The organism is Thauera sp. ZXT1-4, assembly GCF_052598215.2.
Map to the genome: position 1 here is coordinate 40,562 of NZ_JBQWSN020000006.1, position 14,683 is coordinate 55,244.

Genomic DNA, 14,683 nt, shown 5'->3' on the forward strand with positions numbered 1-14,683 from the left:
AAAGAAGCCCGATCCGAGACATAGTCCTCATGCGAACCGCGCCCATTGGAGGCACCTATGGTTGCGTCCCCGTGGGGGGAGCGGGCGAATGCTAGAATCGCGCCCTTGCCATTCCATTCATTCGTCTGCAGGAGCGTACGGTGCGTATCGTCTGTCTCGACCTCGAAGGTGTGCTGGTCCCCGAAATCTGGATCGAATTCGCCGAGCGTACCGGCATCCCGGAGCTGCGCCGCACCACCCGCGATGAGCCCAATTACGACACGCTGATGAAGTACCGCCTGAACATCCTGGCGGAGAAAAAGCTCGGCCTGCCCGACATCCAGGGCGTGATCGCCAGCATGGGCCCGATGGAAGGCGCGCGGGCGTTCCTCGACGCGCTGCGCGACACCTACCAGGTGGTGATCCTGTCGGACACCTTCTACGAGTTCGCCAAACCGTTGATGAAGCAGCTCGGCCTGCCGACGCTGTTCTGCCACAGCCTCGAGGCCAACGACGAAGGCATCCTGGTCAACTACCACCTGCGCATGCCCGACCAGAAGCGCGAGGCCGTCAAGCGCTTCAAGGAACTGAACTTCAAGGTCGTCGCCGCGGGCGACTCCTACAACGACACCGCAATGCTGGGCGAGGCCCATGGCGGCATCCTGTTCCACCCGCCGGAAAACGTCGTGCGCGAGTTTCCGCAGTATCCGGTGGTGCGCGACTACACCGCGCTGCGCGCCGAGATCGACAAGGCATTCGCCCGCGCCGGCTGATCCAGACCATGCATCGCGAGCGCTTCTACACCCTGTCCGCCTCCTGCCCCGACCGCGTCGGTATCGTTGCCAAGGTTTCCGGCTTCATCGCCGAGCACAAGGGCTGGATCCTCGAGACCTCGCTGCACGCCGAGCCGCCGCAGGATGGCGAGGCGATCGGCCGCTACTTCATGCGCATCGAGATCAAGGCCGGCTCGCTGCCCTTCCACCTCGCCGAGTTCCGTGAGCGCTTCCGGCCCCTGGCCGAAGAGCTCGAGATGGAGTGGAAGATCAGCGACTCCGCGGTCAAGAAGCGCGTCGTGATGCTGGTCAGCAAGCAGGAGCACTGCCTGTACGACCTGCTCGCGCGCTGGCAGTCGAAGGAGCTCGACATCGAGATCCCGTGCGTGATCTCCAACCACGACACCTTCCGTGGCTTCGTCGAGTGGCACGGCATTCCCTTCCACCACGTGCCCGTCACCGCCGACAACAAGGTTGCGGCCTATGCCGAGGTACAGCGCATCTTCGAGGAGGTGCGTGGCGACACGATGGTGCTGGCGCGCTACATGCAGATCCTGTCGCCGGACCTCTGTGCCGCCTACCCCGGCCGGATCATCAACATTCACCACAGCTTCCTGCCCAGCTTCGTCGGTGCCAAGCCCTACCACCAGGCGTGGGCCAAGGGCGTCAAGCTGATCGGGGCGACCTGCCATTACGTTACCGCCGACCTCGACCAGGGGCCGATCATCGAGCAGGACGTGATCCGCATCGATCACTCGGATGCGGTCGAGGACATGGTGCGCTACGGCAAGGACATCGAGAAGACGGTGCTCGCGCGCGGCCTGCGTTACCACCTGGAAGACCGGGTGCTGGTGCACGGCAACAAGACGATCGTGTTCCGCTGAGCGGGATGGAGACTGGCGCGGCGAGTGGCGGCGGAGCAATGTTCAAGCGCGTCACAAACCAATACGATCGCGGATTTGGAAGGGTTTCACGGCATAACTGGAATGAACGTCATGCAAAGTTCGGAAAAACGGATGATCTCGGTTGAAAAGATCGGCGGCACGTCGATGTCCGCCTTCGGCGATGTGCTGCGCCACATCATGCTGTATGACAGCGCGCGTATCTATGGCCGTATTTACGTGGTGTCCGCCTATTCCGGCGTGACCAATCAGCTTCTGGAGCACAAGAAGACCGGCGAGCGGGGCATCTATGCGCTGTTCGCAGAAGGGGCGGACTATCACGCGGCGCTCAACGGCCTGGCCGTGAGTCTCAAGAAGCTCAATGCCGGGTTCGCCGATCTCGGCCTGCCGCTGGACGTCGCCGATGCATTCGTCGACACCCGCATCGGCGAGGTCAAGAAGTATCTCGATGCGATGCATCACGTACTCGCCAGCGGCTACATCCTGCGCAAGGACGTGCTGCTTGCGGCGCGCGAGGTGCTGGCCTCGATCGGCGAGTCGCACAGCGCCTTCAACAGCGTCGAGATGCTCAAGGCCAATGGGGTCAATGCGATCCTGCTGGACTTGGCGGGCTTCCACGACGATGAGGCCTGGACCATCGACGAGCGTATCCAGAACAGCTTCAAGGGGCTGGACATCGCGAACAACGTGATCGTCGCCACCGGCTACACCAAGGGCACCGAAGGCATCATGCGCGAGTTCGACCGCGGCTATTCGGAGGTTACCTTCAGCAAGATCGCGGTTGAGGTGCGTCCGGCCGAGGCGGTCATCCACAAGGAATTCCACCTCTCCTCGGCCGACCCCAACATCGTCGGGCTGGAGAATGCGGTGGTTGTGGGGGCGACCAACTACGACGTGGCCGATCAACTCGCCGACGTCGGGATGGAGGCGATCCACCCCAAGGCGGCCAAACCGATGGAACTGGCCGGCATCCCGATCCGCCTCAAGAACACCTTCGAGCCCGAGCATCCGGGCACGCTGATCACCAAGGACTACGTGGGCGAGCGTGCGCGCGTGGAGATGGTGACCGGCAGCGACAAGGTCACGCTGGTCGAGATCCACGACCCCAGCATGGTCGGCACCGTCGGCTTCGACCTCGGCATCATGGAGATCTTCTGCAAGCACGGGATTTCCTACATCCTCAAGGCCACCAACGCCAACTCCATCGCCCATCTGCTGTGGGAGAACACGGTCACGCCTGCGCTGGTGGCCGAACTCGAGGCGCGCTATCAGGTGGTGACGGTTAAGAACAGCGCGATCGTGTGCGCGATCGGCTCCAACATCAGTATCCCCGGCGTACTCGCGCGCGCGGCGCAGGCGCTCGCGGACGCGCAGGTGAACGTAAACTGCGTCTCGCAGACCCTGCGTCAGGTGAACATGCAGTTCATCATCGAGCGTGGGGACTACAGGAAGGCGATCATCGCGCTCAACCACTCGCTTTGCGTCAGCCCCGGCGTGCCCGTTCCGCTGGCCTGAGTATCGCCCGGCGCCGCATTCGTGGCGCGAACGCAGAAGGCGGCCCCGAGGGGTCGCCTTCTGCGTTTACGTCTGCGCCACCTGGACGGCGCGGATCGTTCGTTCTCCCGCCGTCGCGACGATGATTCAAACGAGCGTTTGACATCGGCTTATGTCTGGATAAAATAAAACGAACGTTTGATTTACTTCTGCGGCCGCCGTCTGGCGGCCGCCGTCGATTCCACCCGAAGGAGACCTCCGCGATGCCCCAGTACACGCCGCCCCTGCGCGACATGCAGTTCGTCCTCCACGAAGTACTCGAAACCGTTGGCCAGCTTCAGGCCTGCCCGCCGCATGCCGAGCTCGACGTCGAAACCTTCAACGCGGTCCTCGAAGAGGCGGGCAAGTTCGCGGCCGAAGTGACTTTCCCGTTGAACGTCAGCGGTGACGCCGAGGGCTGCACCCTCGATCGCGGCACCCACGAGGTCAGCGCACCCAAGGGTTTCAAGGAGGCCTATGCGCAGTACGTCGAGGGCGGCTGGCCTTCCCTCGCCTGCGATCCCGAACATGGCGGCCAGGGTCTGCCCATTGTGCTCAACCAGTGCCTGTACGAGATGCTCAACAGCGCCAACCAGTCCTGGACCATGTATCCCGGCCTGTCGCACGGTGCCTACGAGGCCCTGCATGCGCACGGCTCGCCGGAGCAGAAGGCGACCTACCTGCCCAGGCTGACCAGCGGCGAGTGGACCGGCACCATGTGTCTCACCGAGCCGCACTGCGGCACCGACCTCGGTCTGTTGCGCACCAAGGCCGAACCGCAGGGCGACGGCACCTACCGCATCACCGGTGAGAAGATCTTCATCAGCGCCGGCGAGCACGACCTCGCCGCCAATATCGTGCATCTGGTGCTGGCCCGCCTGCCTGACGCGCCGGGCGGCAGCAAGGGCATCTCGCTGTTCGTGGTGCCCAAGTACCTGATCAATGCCGACGGCTCGCTCGGCGCGCGCAATGGCATCCACTGCGGCGGCCTGGAGCACAAGATGGGCATTCATGGCAACGCCACCTGCCAGATGGTGCTCGAGGGCGCGATCGGTACCCTGGTCGGCGCGCCCAACAAGGGCCTGCAGGCCATGTTCGTGATGATGAACGCTGCCCGCCTGGGGGTCGGCAACCAGAGTCTGGGGCTGACCGAGGTCGCGTTCCAGAATGCGCTCGCCTATGCCAAGGAGCGCATCCAGATGCGTAGCCTCACCGGCCCGAAGGCGGCGGACAAGCCGGCCGACCCGATCATTGTGCACCCCGACGTCCGCCGCATGCTGCTCACCGCCAAGGCCTATGCGGAAGGCGCGCGCGCGTTGCTGTGCTTCTGCGCGGTGCTCTCGGACAAGGAGCTGCACCACCCGGACGAGAAGGTGCGCCACGACAGCGCCGAGCTGCTCGCGCTGCTGACCCCGATCGCCAAGGCCTTCGTCACCGACAACGGCTTTGTCGCCACCAACGAGTGCATGCAGGTGTTCGGCGGTCACGGCTACATCAAGGAGTGGGGCATGGAGCAGTTCGTGCGCGATGCCCGCATCAACATGATCTACGAGGGCACGAACACCGTGCAGAGCCTGGACCTGCTCGGCCGCAAGGTGCTCGGCAACAACGGCGCCACGCTGAAGAAATTCGCTCGCCTGGTGGGGGTGCTGGTCGAAGCGGAGGGCGTCAACGAGAAGATGGCCGAGTTCATCAACCCGCTCGCCCAACTCGGTGAGCAGATGAGCAAGTTCACCACCGAGATCGGCTTCAAGGCCCTGCAGAACCCGGACGAGGCGGGCGCTGCCGCGGTGCCCTACCTGCGCGTGGCGGGTCATCTGGTGTATGGCTACTTCTTCGCCCTGATGGCTTCGGTGGCGCTGAAGAAGATCGCAGCCGGCAGCTCCGACCCCTTCTATACCGCCAAGCTGCAGACCGCGCGCTTCTACTTCGCCCGCCTGTTCCCCGAGACCGCGATGCTGATGCGCACCGCGCGCACAGGCAGTGCGGCACTGATGGACACCGACGCGGCGCTGGCCTGACAACCGAGCCCGGGGTGCGCACACCGGGGCTTCGCTCGCACGGCCCACCTTCCGGCCGGCGAACGTCGTCCCGGGCGCGCCCCGCTCCCATCGCAAGGATTCACCTATGTCCCGATTCATCATCAAGCGCGTGGCCGTGCTCGGCGCCGGCGTCATGGGGGCGCAGATCGCCGCCCACCTGGTCAACGTCAAGGTGCCGGTCATCCTGTTCGACCTCGCCAAGGACGGCGCGGACAAGAGCGCCATCGCGCGCCAGGCAATCGCTGGCCTCAAGAAGCTCAAACCCAGCCCGCTCGGCGTAGCCGAGGATGCCGAACTGATCCGCGCGGCCAACTACGAGGAGCACCTCGAGCTGCTGCAGGGCTGCGACCTCGTCATCGAGGCGATCGCCGAGCGCATGGACTGGAAGCATGCGCTCTACGCCCGCATCGCACCGCACCTCGCCGAAGGCGCGATCCTCGCCAGCAATACCTCGGGTCTGGCCATCGGCCAGCTCGCCGAGCCGCTGCCGGTGGAACTGCGCCCCCGTTTCTGCGGCATCCACTTCTTCAACCCGCCGCGCTACATGCCGCTGGTGGAACTCATCGCCACTGCCGGCACCGCGGCGCAGGTGCTCGACAGCCTGGAAGCTTTCGTTACCTCCACGCTCGGCAAGAACGTGGTGCGCGCCAAGGACACACCCAACTTCGTCGCCAACCGCATCGGCGTCGCCGGCATGCTGTCCACCATGGCTGAGGCCGAGCGCTTCGGGCTCAGCGCCGATGTGGTCGATGACCTCACCGGCAAGCGCCTCGGTCGCGCAGCCAGCGGCACCTTCCGTACCGCCGACGTGGTCGGTCTGGATACGCTGGCGCATGTGATCCGCACCATGCAGACCCAGCTCCCGGCTGCAAGCGACCCCTTCCAGTCCAGCTTTGCCACCCCCGTGGTGCTGCAGGCCCTGCTCGAAAAAGGGCATCTGGGCCAGAAGACCAAGGCCGGCTTTTACCGCAAGCAGGGGCGCGAAGTGCTGCGCTTCGACCTGGCGCGCGGCGACTACGTGCCCGCCGGGCAGAAGGCCGATGCGGTCTATGGCCGCATGCTCAAGCGTCCGGCCGGCGAGCGCCTGCGCCTGCTGCGCGAAGCCGAAGGGCCGCAGGGCCGCTTTCTGTGGGCGATCCTGCGCAACGGCTTCCACTACGCTGCGCTGCACCTGCAAACCATCGCCGACACCGCGCGCGACGTGGATCAGGCGATGCGCTGGGGTTTCGGCATGCAGCAGGGGCCCTTCGAGCTGTGGCAGGAAGCGGGCTGGCTGGAGGTCGCCCGCATGGTGCAGGCGGACATCGACGCCGGTGTCGCACTGTGCGCCGCGCCGCTGCCCGCCTGGGTGTTCGAGGGGCCGGTCGCCGAGCGCGGCGGTGTGCATCAGCCCGAAGGCTCGTGGAACCCGACCATGGCGCGTTTCGAGCCGGCGCGTGCGCTACCTGTGCATGCGCGCCAGCTCTTCCGCGAGCGCGTGTTCGGAGAGAGGGGTGAAGACTGGCGCAATGCCGGTGCCACGGTATTCGAGGACGAGGCGATCCGGCTGTGGACGCTGGGTCGCAGCGGCCTCGATGATGTGCTGATCGCCAGCATCAAGACCAAGATGCACGCCATCAGCCCGGCGGTGATTGCGGGCCTGTCGCGTGCGGTGGACGAGGCCGAGGCGCGCTTCGCGGGCCTGGTGGTGTGGTCGGGCGACGAGCCCTTCTCGGTCGGTGCCGATCTGCAGGCGACGCTGCCCGCCTTCGCCACCGCGGGCGTACAAGCGATCGAAGCCGCTGAGGCCGAGATGCAGCGCGTCTTCCTCAAGCTGCGCTATGCCCAGGTGCCCACCATCGCCGCGGTGCGCGGCATGGCACTCGGCGGCGGCTGCGAGCTGCTGGTGCATTGCGCGCGCCGCGTCGCCCACATGGAGAGCTACATCGGCCTGGTCGAGGTCGGCGTCGGCCTCGTCCCGGGCGCGGGTGGCCTCACCTACATCGCGCGCCGCGCCGCCGAGAACGCACGTACCAGCACCGGGACGGACCTGCTGCCCTTCCTGTCCGAAGGCTTCAAGGCCGCGGCCATGGCCACGGTCGGCACCAGTGCCCTGGAGAGCCGCAAGCTCGGCTATCTGCTCGACAGCGATCTCGTCGTCGCCCACCGCGACGAACTGCTCTTCGTCGCCATCGGCGAGGCGCAGGCGATGGCGCGCGCCGGTTACCGTCCGCCGCTCGCGCGCTTGTTCCCGGTCGCCGGGCGCTCGGCCAGGGCCACCATCCTCGGCCAGCTGGTCAACATGCGCGACGGCGGCTTCATCACCGCGCACGACTTCCACATCGCCAGCCGCATCGCGCATGTGCTTGCCGGCGGCGAGGTCGAGGCCGGCACCCTGGTCGACGAGGCTTATCTGATGAAGCTCGAGCGCGAGGCCTTCTGCGGCCTCATCGTCCATCCCAAGACGCAGGCCCGCATCCTGGCCCTGCTCGACAGCGGCAAGCCGCTGCGCAACTGATTCCGCGGAGATCCACGACATGAAACAGCTTCAGGACGCCTACGTCGTCGCGGCCACGCGCAGCCCGATCGGCAAGTCGCACAAGGGCTTCTTCCGCAACACCCGCCCGGACGACCTGCTCGCGCAGGTGCTGCGCGCGGCGCTGGCGCAGGTGCCGGGCCTGGACCCGGTTGCAATCGAGGACGTGATCTGCGGCTGCGCCATCCCCGAGGCGCAGCAGGGACTCAACGTGGCGCGCGTCGGCGCGGTGCTCGCTGGCCTGCCCAAGAGCGTGGGCGGCATCACGGTCAACCGCTTTTGCGCCTCGGGCCTGTCCGCCGTGCAGATGGCGGCCGACCGCATCCGCGTCGGTGAATCGGAGGTAGTGATCGCCGCTGGCGTGGAGAGCATGAGCATGGTGCCGATGATGGGCAACACCCCCAGCCTGTCGCCGAGCATCTTCGCCAACACCGAGGACATCGACGACTACGGCATCGCCTACGGCATGGGCCTCACCGCCGAGAAGGTGGCGCAACAGTGGAAGGTGTCGCGTGCGGCACAGGACGCGTTTGCGGTGGAATCTCACCGCCGTGCGCTCACCGCCCAGGCAGCGGGCCTGTTCGCGGACGAGATCACCCCGATCGGGGTGACGGAGCGCCGGCTGGATCTGGCCGGCGGCAAGGTGAACACGGCCACCCGCATCGTGAATCTGGACGAAGGCCCGCGCGCAGACACCTCGCTGGAAGGCCTCGCGAAGCTGCGTCCCGTGTTCGCCACCCCGCGCCGCGCCGACCTCAGCCCCACCGGGCTGGGCACGGTCACCGCCGGCAACAGTTCGCAGACCTCGGATGGCGCCGGCGCGCTGATCCTGGCGAGCGAGGCGGCGGTCAGGCGTTTCGGGCTCACGCCGCTGGCGCGCTTCGCCGGCCATGCCGCGCGCGGTGTGCCGCCGCAGATCATGGGCATCGGCCCGATCGCGGCGATTCCCGCGGCGCTGCGGGCCGCGGGGCTGAAGCAGGACGATCTCGACTGGATCGAGCTCAACGAGGCCTTCGCCGCGCAGTCCCTGGCGGTGATCAACAGCCTGGGGCTGGATCCGGCGAAGGTGAACCCGATGGGCGGCGCGATCGCGCTCGGCCACCCGCTCGGCGCCACGGGCGCCATCCGTGCAGCCACCGTCGTTCATGCACTGCGCCGCAACAGCCTGCGCTACGGCATGGTGACCATGTGTGTCGGCATGGGTCAGGGGGCGGCGGGCATCTTCGAGCGCGTCTGAGCCTGTAAGATTGCGCACTGAGCCCCGGGGCGTGCCCGCCGCGTCCCGGGGCTCGATTTTTTTGCAAAGGAGAGGACAAGCATGCCGAAACACGCCATGGCGCCAGAGGGGCCGGTGCAGTTCGAACCGGAGTTCATCGCCGGAGTACGCGAGATCTTCGAGCACAAGATCGCCTTCAATGCGCTGATGGGGTTGCAGATCGAGGAGGTCGACGGTGTGCGCGCCACCGGGCGGATCGAAATGCGCCCCGAACTGGTAGGTCATTATCTGCACAACCGTATTCACGGCGGCGTGATCTCCGCGTGCCTGGATGCCATGGGCGGGTTGGCGGTGATGACGGCGATCGGCGCGCGCCACCTCGATGAGCCGCCCCTCCAGCGTCTGCATCGCTTCTCCAAGCTCGGTACCATCGACCTGCGCATCGACTATCTGCGTCCCGGGATCGGTGACGCCTTCCGCATGGAGGCCGAGGTGCTGCGCCTGGGCTCGCGCGTCGCCTCGACGCGGATGAGCTTCCTCGGCACGGACGGCAAGCTGCTGGCTACCGGTTCGGCGGCGTACATCGTTTCGTGAGCCGGGGATGAACGACGCAGCGTCAACCGCCTGCCGTGGCAATCTCTTCTCCGGGCTGCCTTCGCCGACCGGCGGCGAGATCTTCCAGACCCTGTTCGCATCCGCCGCCTGCCGCATTGAGCGTATCGTCTCGCTGGGCCATGCGAGTGCGCCGGGAGACTGGTACGACCAGGACGAGGAGGAGTGGGTGGCGTTGCTCAGTGGCACAGCCGTACTGATGTTTGAAGGGGGGGAGTCCGTGACGCTGAAGGCGGGCGACTGGCTCGTTATCCCCGCACATCGCCGGCACCGGGTCGCATCCACATCCGCGGATGCGGTATGGCTTGCAGTGCATGCCGCCGCGCAGGCCGATTCATGAGGCACTGAATTCATCTCCTGCGGGGTGGCCCCGCAGGGAGGTGCTTCCGTGTGCGCTGCCCCGTGCGGCAGGTAGACGAAAAAACGGCGCCCCGAAGGGCGCCGCGCGAACCGGAACCAGAGGAGTATGGCTCCGGGCGGATGCTCAGTAGCGGTAGGCAGTTTCGCCGTGCGCCGTGATGTCGAGACCCTGGCGTTCCTCTTCTTCCGGCACGCGCAGGCCGACGAGCAGATCTGCGACCTTGTAGGCGACGAAGGCGACCACTGCCGACCACACGATGGTCACGATCACGCTCCAGGTCTGGATCCACACCTGCGAGGCGATGGAGAAGTCCTCGCCGCCGGTGCCGCCCAGGCCGGGTGCTGCGAACACGCCGGTCAGAATCGCGCCGACGATGCCGCCCACGCCATGTACGCCGAACACATCGAGCGCGTCGTCCGCACCCAGCATGTGCTTGAGGCCGTTTACCCCCCAGATGCAGATGAAGCCTGAGAGCGTGCCGATCACGATCGCGCCCATCGGGCCCACCGAGCCGCAGGCCGGGGTGATCGCCACCAGGCCGGCGACCGCGCCCGAGGCCGCACCGAGCATCGAGGGCTTGCCCTTGAGCAGCGCCTCACCCAGCGACCAGGCCAGCACTGCAGCAGCCGTCGCGAGCAGGGTGTTGATGAAGGCGAGTGCGGCGCCCGCGGTGGCCTCGAGGTTGGAGCCGGCGTTGAAGCCGAACCAGCCCACCCACAGCAGCGAGGCGCCGACCATGGTCAGGGTCAGGCTGTGCGGCGCGAGTGCCTCACGACCGTAGCCGATGCGCTTGCCCACCATGTAGGCACCCACCAGGCCGGCGATACCCGCGTTGATGTGCACCACCGTGCCGCCGGCGAAGTCGAGCGCGCCATCCTCCAGCAGGTAGCCGCCCGGGCCCCACACCATATGGCAGATCGGCAGGTAGCACAGCGTGAACCAGATCACCGAAAAGATCAGCACCGCGGAAAACTTCATGCGCTCGGCGAAGGCACCCACGATCAGCGCACCGGTGATACCGGCGAAGGTGGCCTGGAAGGCGATGAAGGCGAACTCCGGCAGCTTCGCGGTCTCGGTGAAGGTATCCGCCAGTGAGTCGATCGTCACCCCGGACAGGAAGATCTTGTCGAGCGAGCCGATGAAGGGGCTCGCCTCGGTAAAGGCCAGGCTGTAGCCGTAGATCGCGAACAGCAGCGCATTGAGCGAGAACACGGTCATCACCTGCATCAGCACCGAGAGCATGTTCTTGGCGCGCACCAGGCCGCCGTAGAACAGCGCCAGGCCGGGCAGTGCCATCATCAGCACCAGCAGGGTGGCGGTCATGATCCACGCCACGTCGCCCTTGTTGACCTCGACCGCGGCGGCAGCGGCCTCCTGGGCGAACGCGCCGCCGGATAGGCCGGCGAGCAGGGTCGCGGCCGGTAGGTAGGTGAGGAGCTTGGTCATTTTGCGGGTCTCCCTTACAGCGCGTCCGTGCCGGTCTCGCCGGTGCGGATGCGGATGGCCTGTTCGAGTTCGAACACGAAGATCTTCCCGTCACCGATCTTGCCGGTGGCGGCGGATTTCTCGATGGCTTCGATCGCCTGGTCGAGGATGTTGTCGGGGATGGCGGCTTCGACCTTCACCTTGGGCAGGAAATCGACGACGTATTCGGCGCCACGGTAGAGCTCGGTGTGCCCCTTCTGGCGGCCGAAGCCCTTGACCTCGGTGACGGTGATGCCCTGCACGCCGATCGCGGAAAGCGCCTCGCGCACTTCGTCGAGCTTGAAGGGCTTGATGATGGCTGCGATGAATTTCATGGATGTCTCCGGTTCCGGATGGAAGGGCTCAGAAGCTCTTGCTGATCGACAGGATCACGCGCTCGTCGGCGAGATCCGTGTTCTTCACGTCGGTATCCACGTAATGCAGGCCGAACTCGAAGCCACCGTACTCCTTGCTGAGGCCGAGCTTCCAGTCGGTGTAGTTGTCCTGGCCGCGAATGTCGCTGTAGCCGACATGTGCGCCGAGGGTGACGCCATAGCCGATGTCGAACGACGCGCCGAGATCGAAGTACTGGCTGCCGTCGGAATCGGAATAGCCGAACAGGTCGCTGAACGCATACGAGTACTTGAAGGAGAGGAGCTCCCACGACAGTCCGATGTAGCCTTCGAGCGTATGCGGCTTCTCGCTGCTGGCGCGATAGGCTGCGCCGTAGCTGCCCGGGTAGTAGTACTGCAGCAGGCCCACGTCGTAGCCGATCGGGCCGGCTTCGCCCGCGTACCCGGCGTACAGGTTGGTCTCGAGGCTGTTGCTGACATCGGTGGACGCATCGGACAGCCAGGAGACATTCGACGCCCAGAACCCGGCATAGAAGCCGCTCGCGTGTGCATAGTCGAACCCTCCCTGCAGTGCCGGGCGCTCGTCGGTCTGGCTGAAACCGCGAAAGGCGTAATCGGACACCAGGCTGAGGTTGGCGCTGAACGGGCTCTCCTCGGCCTGGGCGCCACCCGCGAACGGGAGGGCAGCGAGGAGGGTGGCAAGCGTTGCAACGGCACGGGTCTTTTTCATGATCTGCTCCTTGGGAGAGGTGTCGGAAGGTCTGACGAGCCATCCTAAGCAGACGGCGTGCCAGGTCTCTGAAAGCCCTATAAATAAAGGGGTTCAGAGATCCTTCAGGGGTGTGATGCTGCGGTGCGCCATGAATTCGGGCACAGAATCGGCGCGTGATGCACCGTTGCGGTGCATCACGCGCTCGCCTGGGGCGATTCCGGTGCGAGCGCGTGCGCATGCTAGACTTCCGGCCGTTTTCCAACCTCTCTGCAGGCGATCATGAGCACTCCCCGCTTCCTCGACGAAATCGGCGCAAAGCTTTCGGAAATCGCGGCGAACAGCCCGGTGCGCGACATCGAAAAAAATGCCAAGGCCATGCTCGGAAGCGCCTTCGGCAAGCTCGACCTCGTCACCCGCGAGGAATTCGAGGTGCAGCGCGAAGTGCTCGCGCATGCACGGCAGAAGCTTGCCGAGCTCGAGGCGCGTGTCGTGGAACTCGAGGCCCGGCTTGGCCAAGGTGGCAAGTCCTGAAGCCTGCGCAGCCCTGGCGCGGGTGGTGCGCCGCGCAGAGCCGCCCGACCCCGTGGCCCTGAATGCCCCGGTCGCAGTGCATTCAGGCAGCGACATTCATTTGTCCTGAAGATTCTCTTTTGTCATGCGTGGTATCTCCGCTAGACTGGCGCCCCACCCGGTCTGGAGATATCCATGTCGCTTGCGCTCGTGCGCACCCGCGCGCTGGAAGGGCTTGCCGCGCCCGAGGTCACGGTCGAGGTCCACCTCGCGAACGGCCTGCCGGCATTCAGTCTCGTGGGCTTGCCGGACACCGAGGTCCGTGAGGCTCGCGATCGCGTTCGGGCGGCGATCCAGTCCTCCCACTTCGAGTTTCCCCAGCGAAGGATCACGGTCAACCTCGCGCCTGCAGACCTGCCCAAGGAAGGGGGGCGCTTCGACCTTGCGATCGCGGTCGGCATCCTCGTGGCCTCGGGCCAGGTCGCCGCGGGCCGGATCGAAGCATTCGAGTTCTGCGGTGAGTTGTCCCTGACCGGCGAGCTGCGGCCGGTGCGTGGCGTGTTGGCCGCGGCACTGGCTGCGGCCCGCGCCGGGCGCGGTCTGCTGCTGCACGCGGCCAATGCGCCCGAGGCCGTGCTGGCACGGGGGCTGGAGGTGCTGCCCGCAGCGGATCTGCTTGCGGTGTGTGCGCACCTCAACGGACACGCTGCGCTGCAGCCTTGGCAGGCGGACGTTCTGCCCGAGCGTGTGGACGACGGCGCCCCGGATCTGGCCGAGGTCCGCGGCCAGTTGCAGGCTCGCCGCGCGCTCGAGGTGGCGGCGGCGGGCGGGCATTCGCTGCTGTTGTTCGGGCCACCGGGCACCGGGAAGTCCATGCTCGCGCAACGCCTTCCGGGCGTCCTTCCCCCCATGAGCGAGGAGGAGGCGATGGAGGCGGCGGCAGTCGCCTCGATCGAGGGTGAGTTCGATGTCCGTCGTTGGGGGCAGCGCCCCTTCCGTGCGCCGCATCACTCGAGCTCGGCGGCGGCCCTGGTCGGTGGCGGTGCGATGCCACGACCGGGCGAGATCTCGCTGGCGCACAGGGGCGTGTTGTTTCTCGACGAACTCCCGGAGTTCGACCGGCGTGTACTCGAATCCTTGCGTGAGCCGTTGGAGACGGGCTCGATCACGGTGTCCCGGGCGCGCAGGCGGGCCGAATTTCCGGCGCGCTTCCAGCTCGTCGCGGCGATGAACCCGTGCCCCTGCGGTCACCATGGCGACCCGCTGCACGCCTGCCGATGCTCGCCCGAGCAGATCGCCCGCTATCGCGCGCGGCTCTCCGGCCCGCTGCTCGACCGCATCGATCTGATCGTGGAGGTGCCTGCGGTCGAGCCCGAGGCGATCGTGCGCAGCCCGCAGGGCGAGCGCTCCAGCGTGGTTCGCGAACGGGTGCGCACGGCGCGGGCGGTGCAACTCGCGCGCCAAGGCTGCGCGAACGCCCTGCTCCGTGCGGGCGAGGTGCTGGAGCACTGCCAGCCCGATGCAGGCGGCGAGACCCTGTTGCGCCAAGCCATGCAGCGCCTGAAACTGTCAGCGAGAGCGTATCATCGCGTGCTTCGCGTGGCGCGCACGCTGGCCGACCTGGCCGGCACCGAGCGCCCAGGCACTACGCAGATCGCCGAGGCGATCCAGTATCGGCGGAGCCTAGAGAGTCGTTGAGGCGCGTGCTGAA

At 66.4% G+C, this 14,683-nt stretch carries 13 protein-coding genes; 10 read left to right on the top strand and 3 right to left on the bottom strand.

Annotated features, from left to right (window positions below):
• Positions 1-140 precede the first annotated feature (140 nt).
• The 8 genes from thrH to ACUH78_RS06815 all read left to right on the top strand — a co-directional run bounded on the left by thrH (position 141) and on the right by ACUH78_RS06815 (position 9,912).
• The gene (gene thrH, locus ACUH78_RS06780; RefSeq protein WP_418363910.1) at positions 141-752 is read left to right on the top strand and encodes a bifunctional phosphoserine phosphatase/homoserine phosphotransferase ThrH; all 612 of its coding nucleotides are present in this window, start codon (positions 141-143) and stop codon (positions 750-752) included.
• A gap of 8 nt (positions 753-760) precedes the next feature.
• Positions 761-1,636, top strand: coding sequence for a formyltetrahydrofolate deformylase (gene purU / locus ACUH78_RS06785; RefSeq protein WP_418363909.1), 876 nt, complete (start codon positions 761-763; stop codon positions 1,634-1,636).
• Positions 1,637-1,768: 132 nt separating this feature from the next.
• Positions 1,769-3,169, top strand: a complete 1,401-nt coding sequence (locus ACUH78_RS06790) for an aspartate kinase (protein ID WP_445333106.1) — start codon at positions 1,769-1,771, stop codon at positions 3,167-3,169.
• Positions 3,170-3,411: 242 nt separating this feature from the next.
• Positions 3,412-5,208: an acyl-CoA dehydrogenase C-terminal domain-containing protein gene (locus ACUH78_RS06795; protein WP_418363907.1), complete on the top strand. Its 1,797-nt coding sequence runs from the start codon at positions 3,412-3,414 to the stop codon at positions 5,206-5,208.
• Positions 5,209-5,314: 106 nt separating this feature from the next.
• The gene (locus tag ACUH78_RS06800) at positions 5,315-7,726 is read left to right on the top strand and encodes a 3-hydroxyacyl-CoA dehydrogenase/enoyl-CoA hydratase family protein (protein WP_445333105.1); all 2,412 of its coding nucleotides are present in this window, start codon (positions 5,315-5,317) and stop codon (positions 7,724-7,726) included.
• Positions 7,727-7,745: 19 nt separating this feature from the next.
• On the top strand, positions 7,746-8,981 hold the full coding sequence (locus ACUH78_RS06805) for an acetyl-CoA C-acyltransferase (RefSeq protein WP_445333104.1): 1,236 nt from the start codon (positions 7,746-7,748) through the stop codon (positions 8,979-8,981).
• Positions 8,982-9,062: 81 nt separating this feature from the next.
• Positions 9,063-9,554 carry a thioesterase family protein gene (locus ACUH78_RS06810; protein WP_445333103.1) on the top strand — a complete coding sequence of 164 codons (492 nt, stop codon included), beginning with the start codon at positions 9,063-9,065 and terminating at the stop codon, positions 9,552-9,554.
• A 7-nt stretch (positions 9,555-9,561) separates the two neighbouring features.
• The gene (locus ACUH78_RS06815) at positions 9,562-9,912 is read left to right on the top strand and encodes a cupin domain-containing protein (RefSeq protein WP_445333102.1); all 351 of its coding nucleotides are present in this window, start codon (positions 9,562-9,564) and stop codon (positions 9,910-9,912) included.
• Between the two features lie 144 nt (positions 9,913-10,056).
• Here the strand turns inward: ACUH78_RS06815 and ACUH78_RS06820 are convergent, their stop codons facing one another.
• Genes ACUH78_RS06820 through ACUH78_RS06830 form a run of 3 tightly spaced genes read right to left on the bottom strand, consistent with a single transcriptional unit; the run spans position 10,057 to position 12,480 of the window.
• Positions 10,057-11,379 carry an ammonium transporter gene (locus ACUH78_RS06820; RefSeq protein WP_445333101.1) on the bottom strand — a complete coding sequence of 441 codons (1,323 nt, stop codon included), beginning with the start codon at positions 11,377-11,379 and terminating at the stop codon, positions 10,057-10,059.
• 14 nt (positions 11,380-11,393) lie between these two features.
• Positions 11,394-11,732: a P-II family nitrogen regulator gene (glnK, locus tag ACUH78_RS06825; RefSeq protein ID WP_445333100.1), complete on the bottom strand. Its 339-nt coding sequence runs from the start codon at positions 11,730-11,732 to the stop codon at positions 11,394-11,396.
• Between the two features lie 28 nt (positions 11,733-11,760).
• Entirely contained in the window at positions 11,761-12,480 is a 720-nt protein-coding gene (locus tag ACUH78_RS06830) for a TorF family putative porin (protein ID WP_445333099.1), read from the bottom strand.
• A 261-nt stretch (positions 12,481-12,741) separates the two neighbouring features.
• Here ACUH78_RS06830 and ACUH78_RS06835 point away from each other — a divergent pair, with 261 nt between their 5' ends.
• Together ACUH78_RS06835 and ACUH78_RS06840 are read left to right on the top strand one after the other, a co-directional pair.
• A complete protein-coding gene (locus ACUH78_RS06835; RefSeq protein ID WP_418363900.1) occupies positions 12,742-12,993 on the top strand; it encodes an accessory factor UbiK family protein in 252 nt (83 codons plus the stop codon).
• 174 nt (positions 12,994-13,167) lie between these two features.
• A complete protein-coding gene (locus ACUH78_RS06840) occupies positions 13,168-14,670 on the top strand; it encodes a YifB family Mg chelatase-like AAA ATPase (protein ID WP_418363899.1) in 1,503 nt (500 codons plus the stop codon).
• The last annotated feature ends 13 nt before the right edge of the window (positions 14,671-14,683 follow it).

Excerpts from the sequence above, each read along its gene's own strand:
- purU (WP_418363909.1), top strand. The coding sequence starts at position 761 with ATGCATCGCGAGCGCTTCTACACCCTGTCCGCCTCCTGCCCCGACCGC.
- ACUH78_RS06790 (WP_445333106.1), top strand. The coding sequence starts at position 1,769 with ATGATCTCGGTTGAAAAGATCGGCGGCACGTCGATGTCCGCCTTCGGC.
- ACUH78_RS06795 (WP_418363907.1), top strand. The coding sequence starts at position 3,412 with ATGCCCCAGTACACGCCGCCCCTGCGCGACATGCAGTTCGTCCTCCAC.
- ACUH78_RS06800 (WP_445333105.1), top strand. The coding sequence starts at position 5,315 with ATGTCCCGATTCATCATCAAGCGCGTGGCCGTGCTCGGCGCCGGCGTC.
- ACUH78_RS06805 (WP_445333104.1), top strand. The coding sequence starts at position 7,746 with ATGAAACAGCTTCAGGACGCCTACGTCGTCGCGGCCACGCGCAGCCCG.
- ACUH78_RS06810 (WP_445333103.1), top strand. The coding sequence starts at position 9,063 with ATGCCGAAACACGCCATGGCGCCAGAGGGGCCGGTGCAGTTCGAACCG.
- ACUH78_RS06815 (WP_445333102.1), top strand. The coding sequence starts at position 9,562 with ATGAACGACGCAGCGTCAACCGCCTGCCGTGGCAATCTCTTCTCCGGG.
- ACUH78_RS06820 (WP_445333101.1), bottom strand. The coding sequence starts at position 11,379 with ATGACCAAGCTCCTCACCTACCTACCGGCCGCGACCCTGCTCGCCGGC.
- glnK (WP_445333100.1), bottom strand. The coding sequence starts at position 11,732 with ATGAAATTCATCGCAGCCATCATCAAGCCCTTCAAGCTCGACGAAGTG.
- ACUH78_RS06830 (WP_445333099.1), bottom strand. The coding sequence starts at position 12,480 with ATGAAAAAGACCCGTGCCGTTGCAACGCTTGCCACCCTCCTCGCTGCC.
- ACUH78_RS06835 (WP_418363900.1), top strand. The coding sequence starts at position 12,742 with ATGAGCACTCCCCGCTTCCTCGACGAAATCGGCGCAAAGCTTTCGGAA.
- ACUH78_RS06840 (WP_418363899.1), top strand. The coding sequence starts at position 13,168 with ATGTCGCTTGCGCTCGTGCGCACCCGCGCGCTGGAAGGGCTTGCCGCG.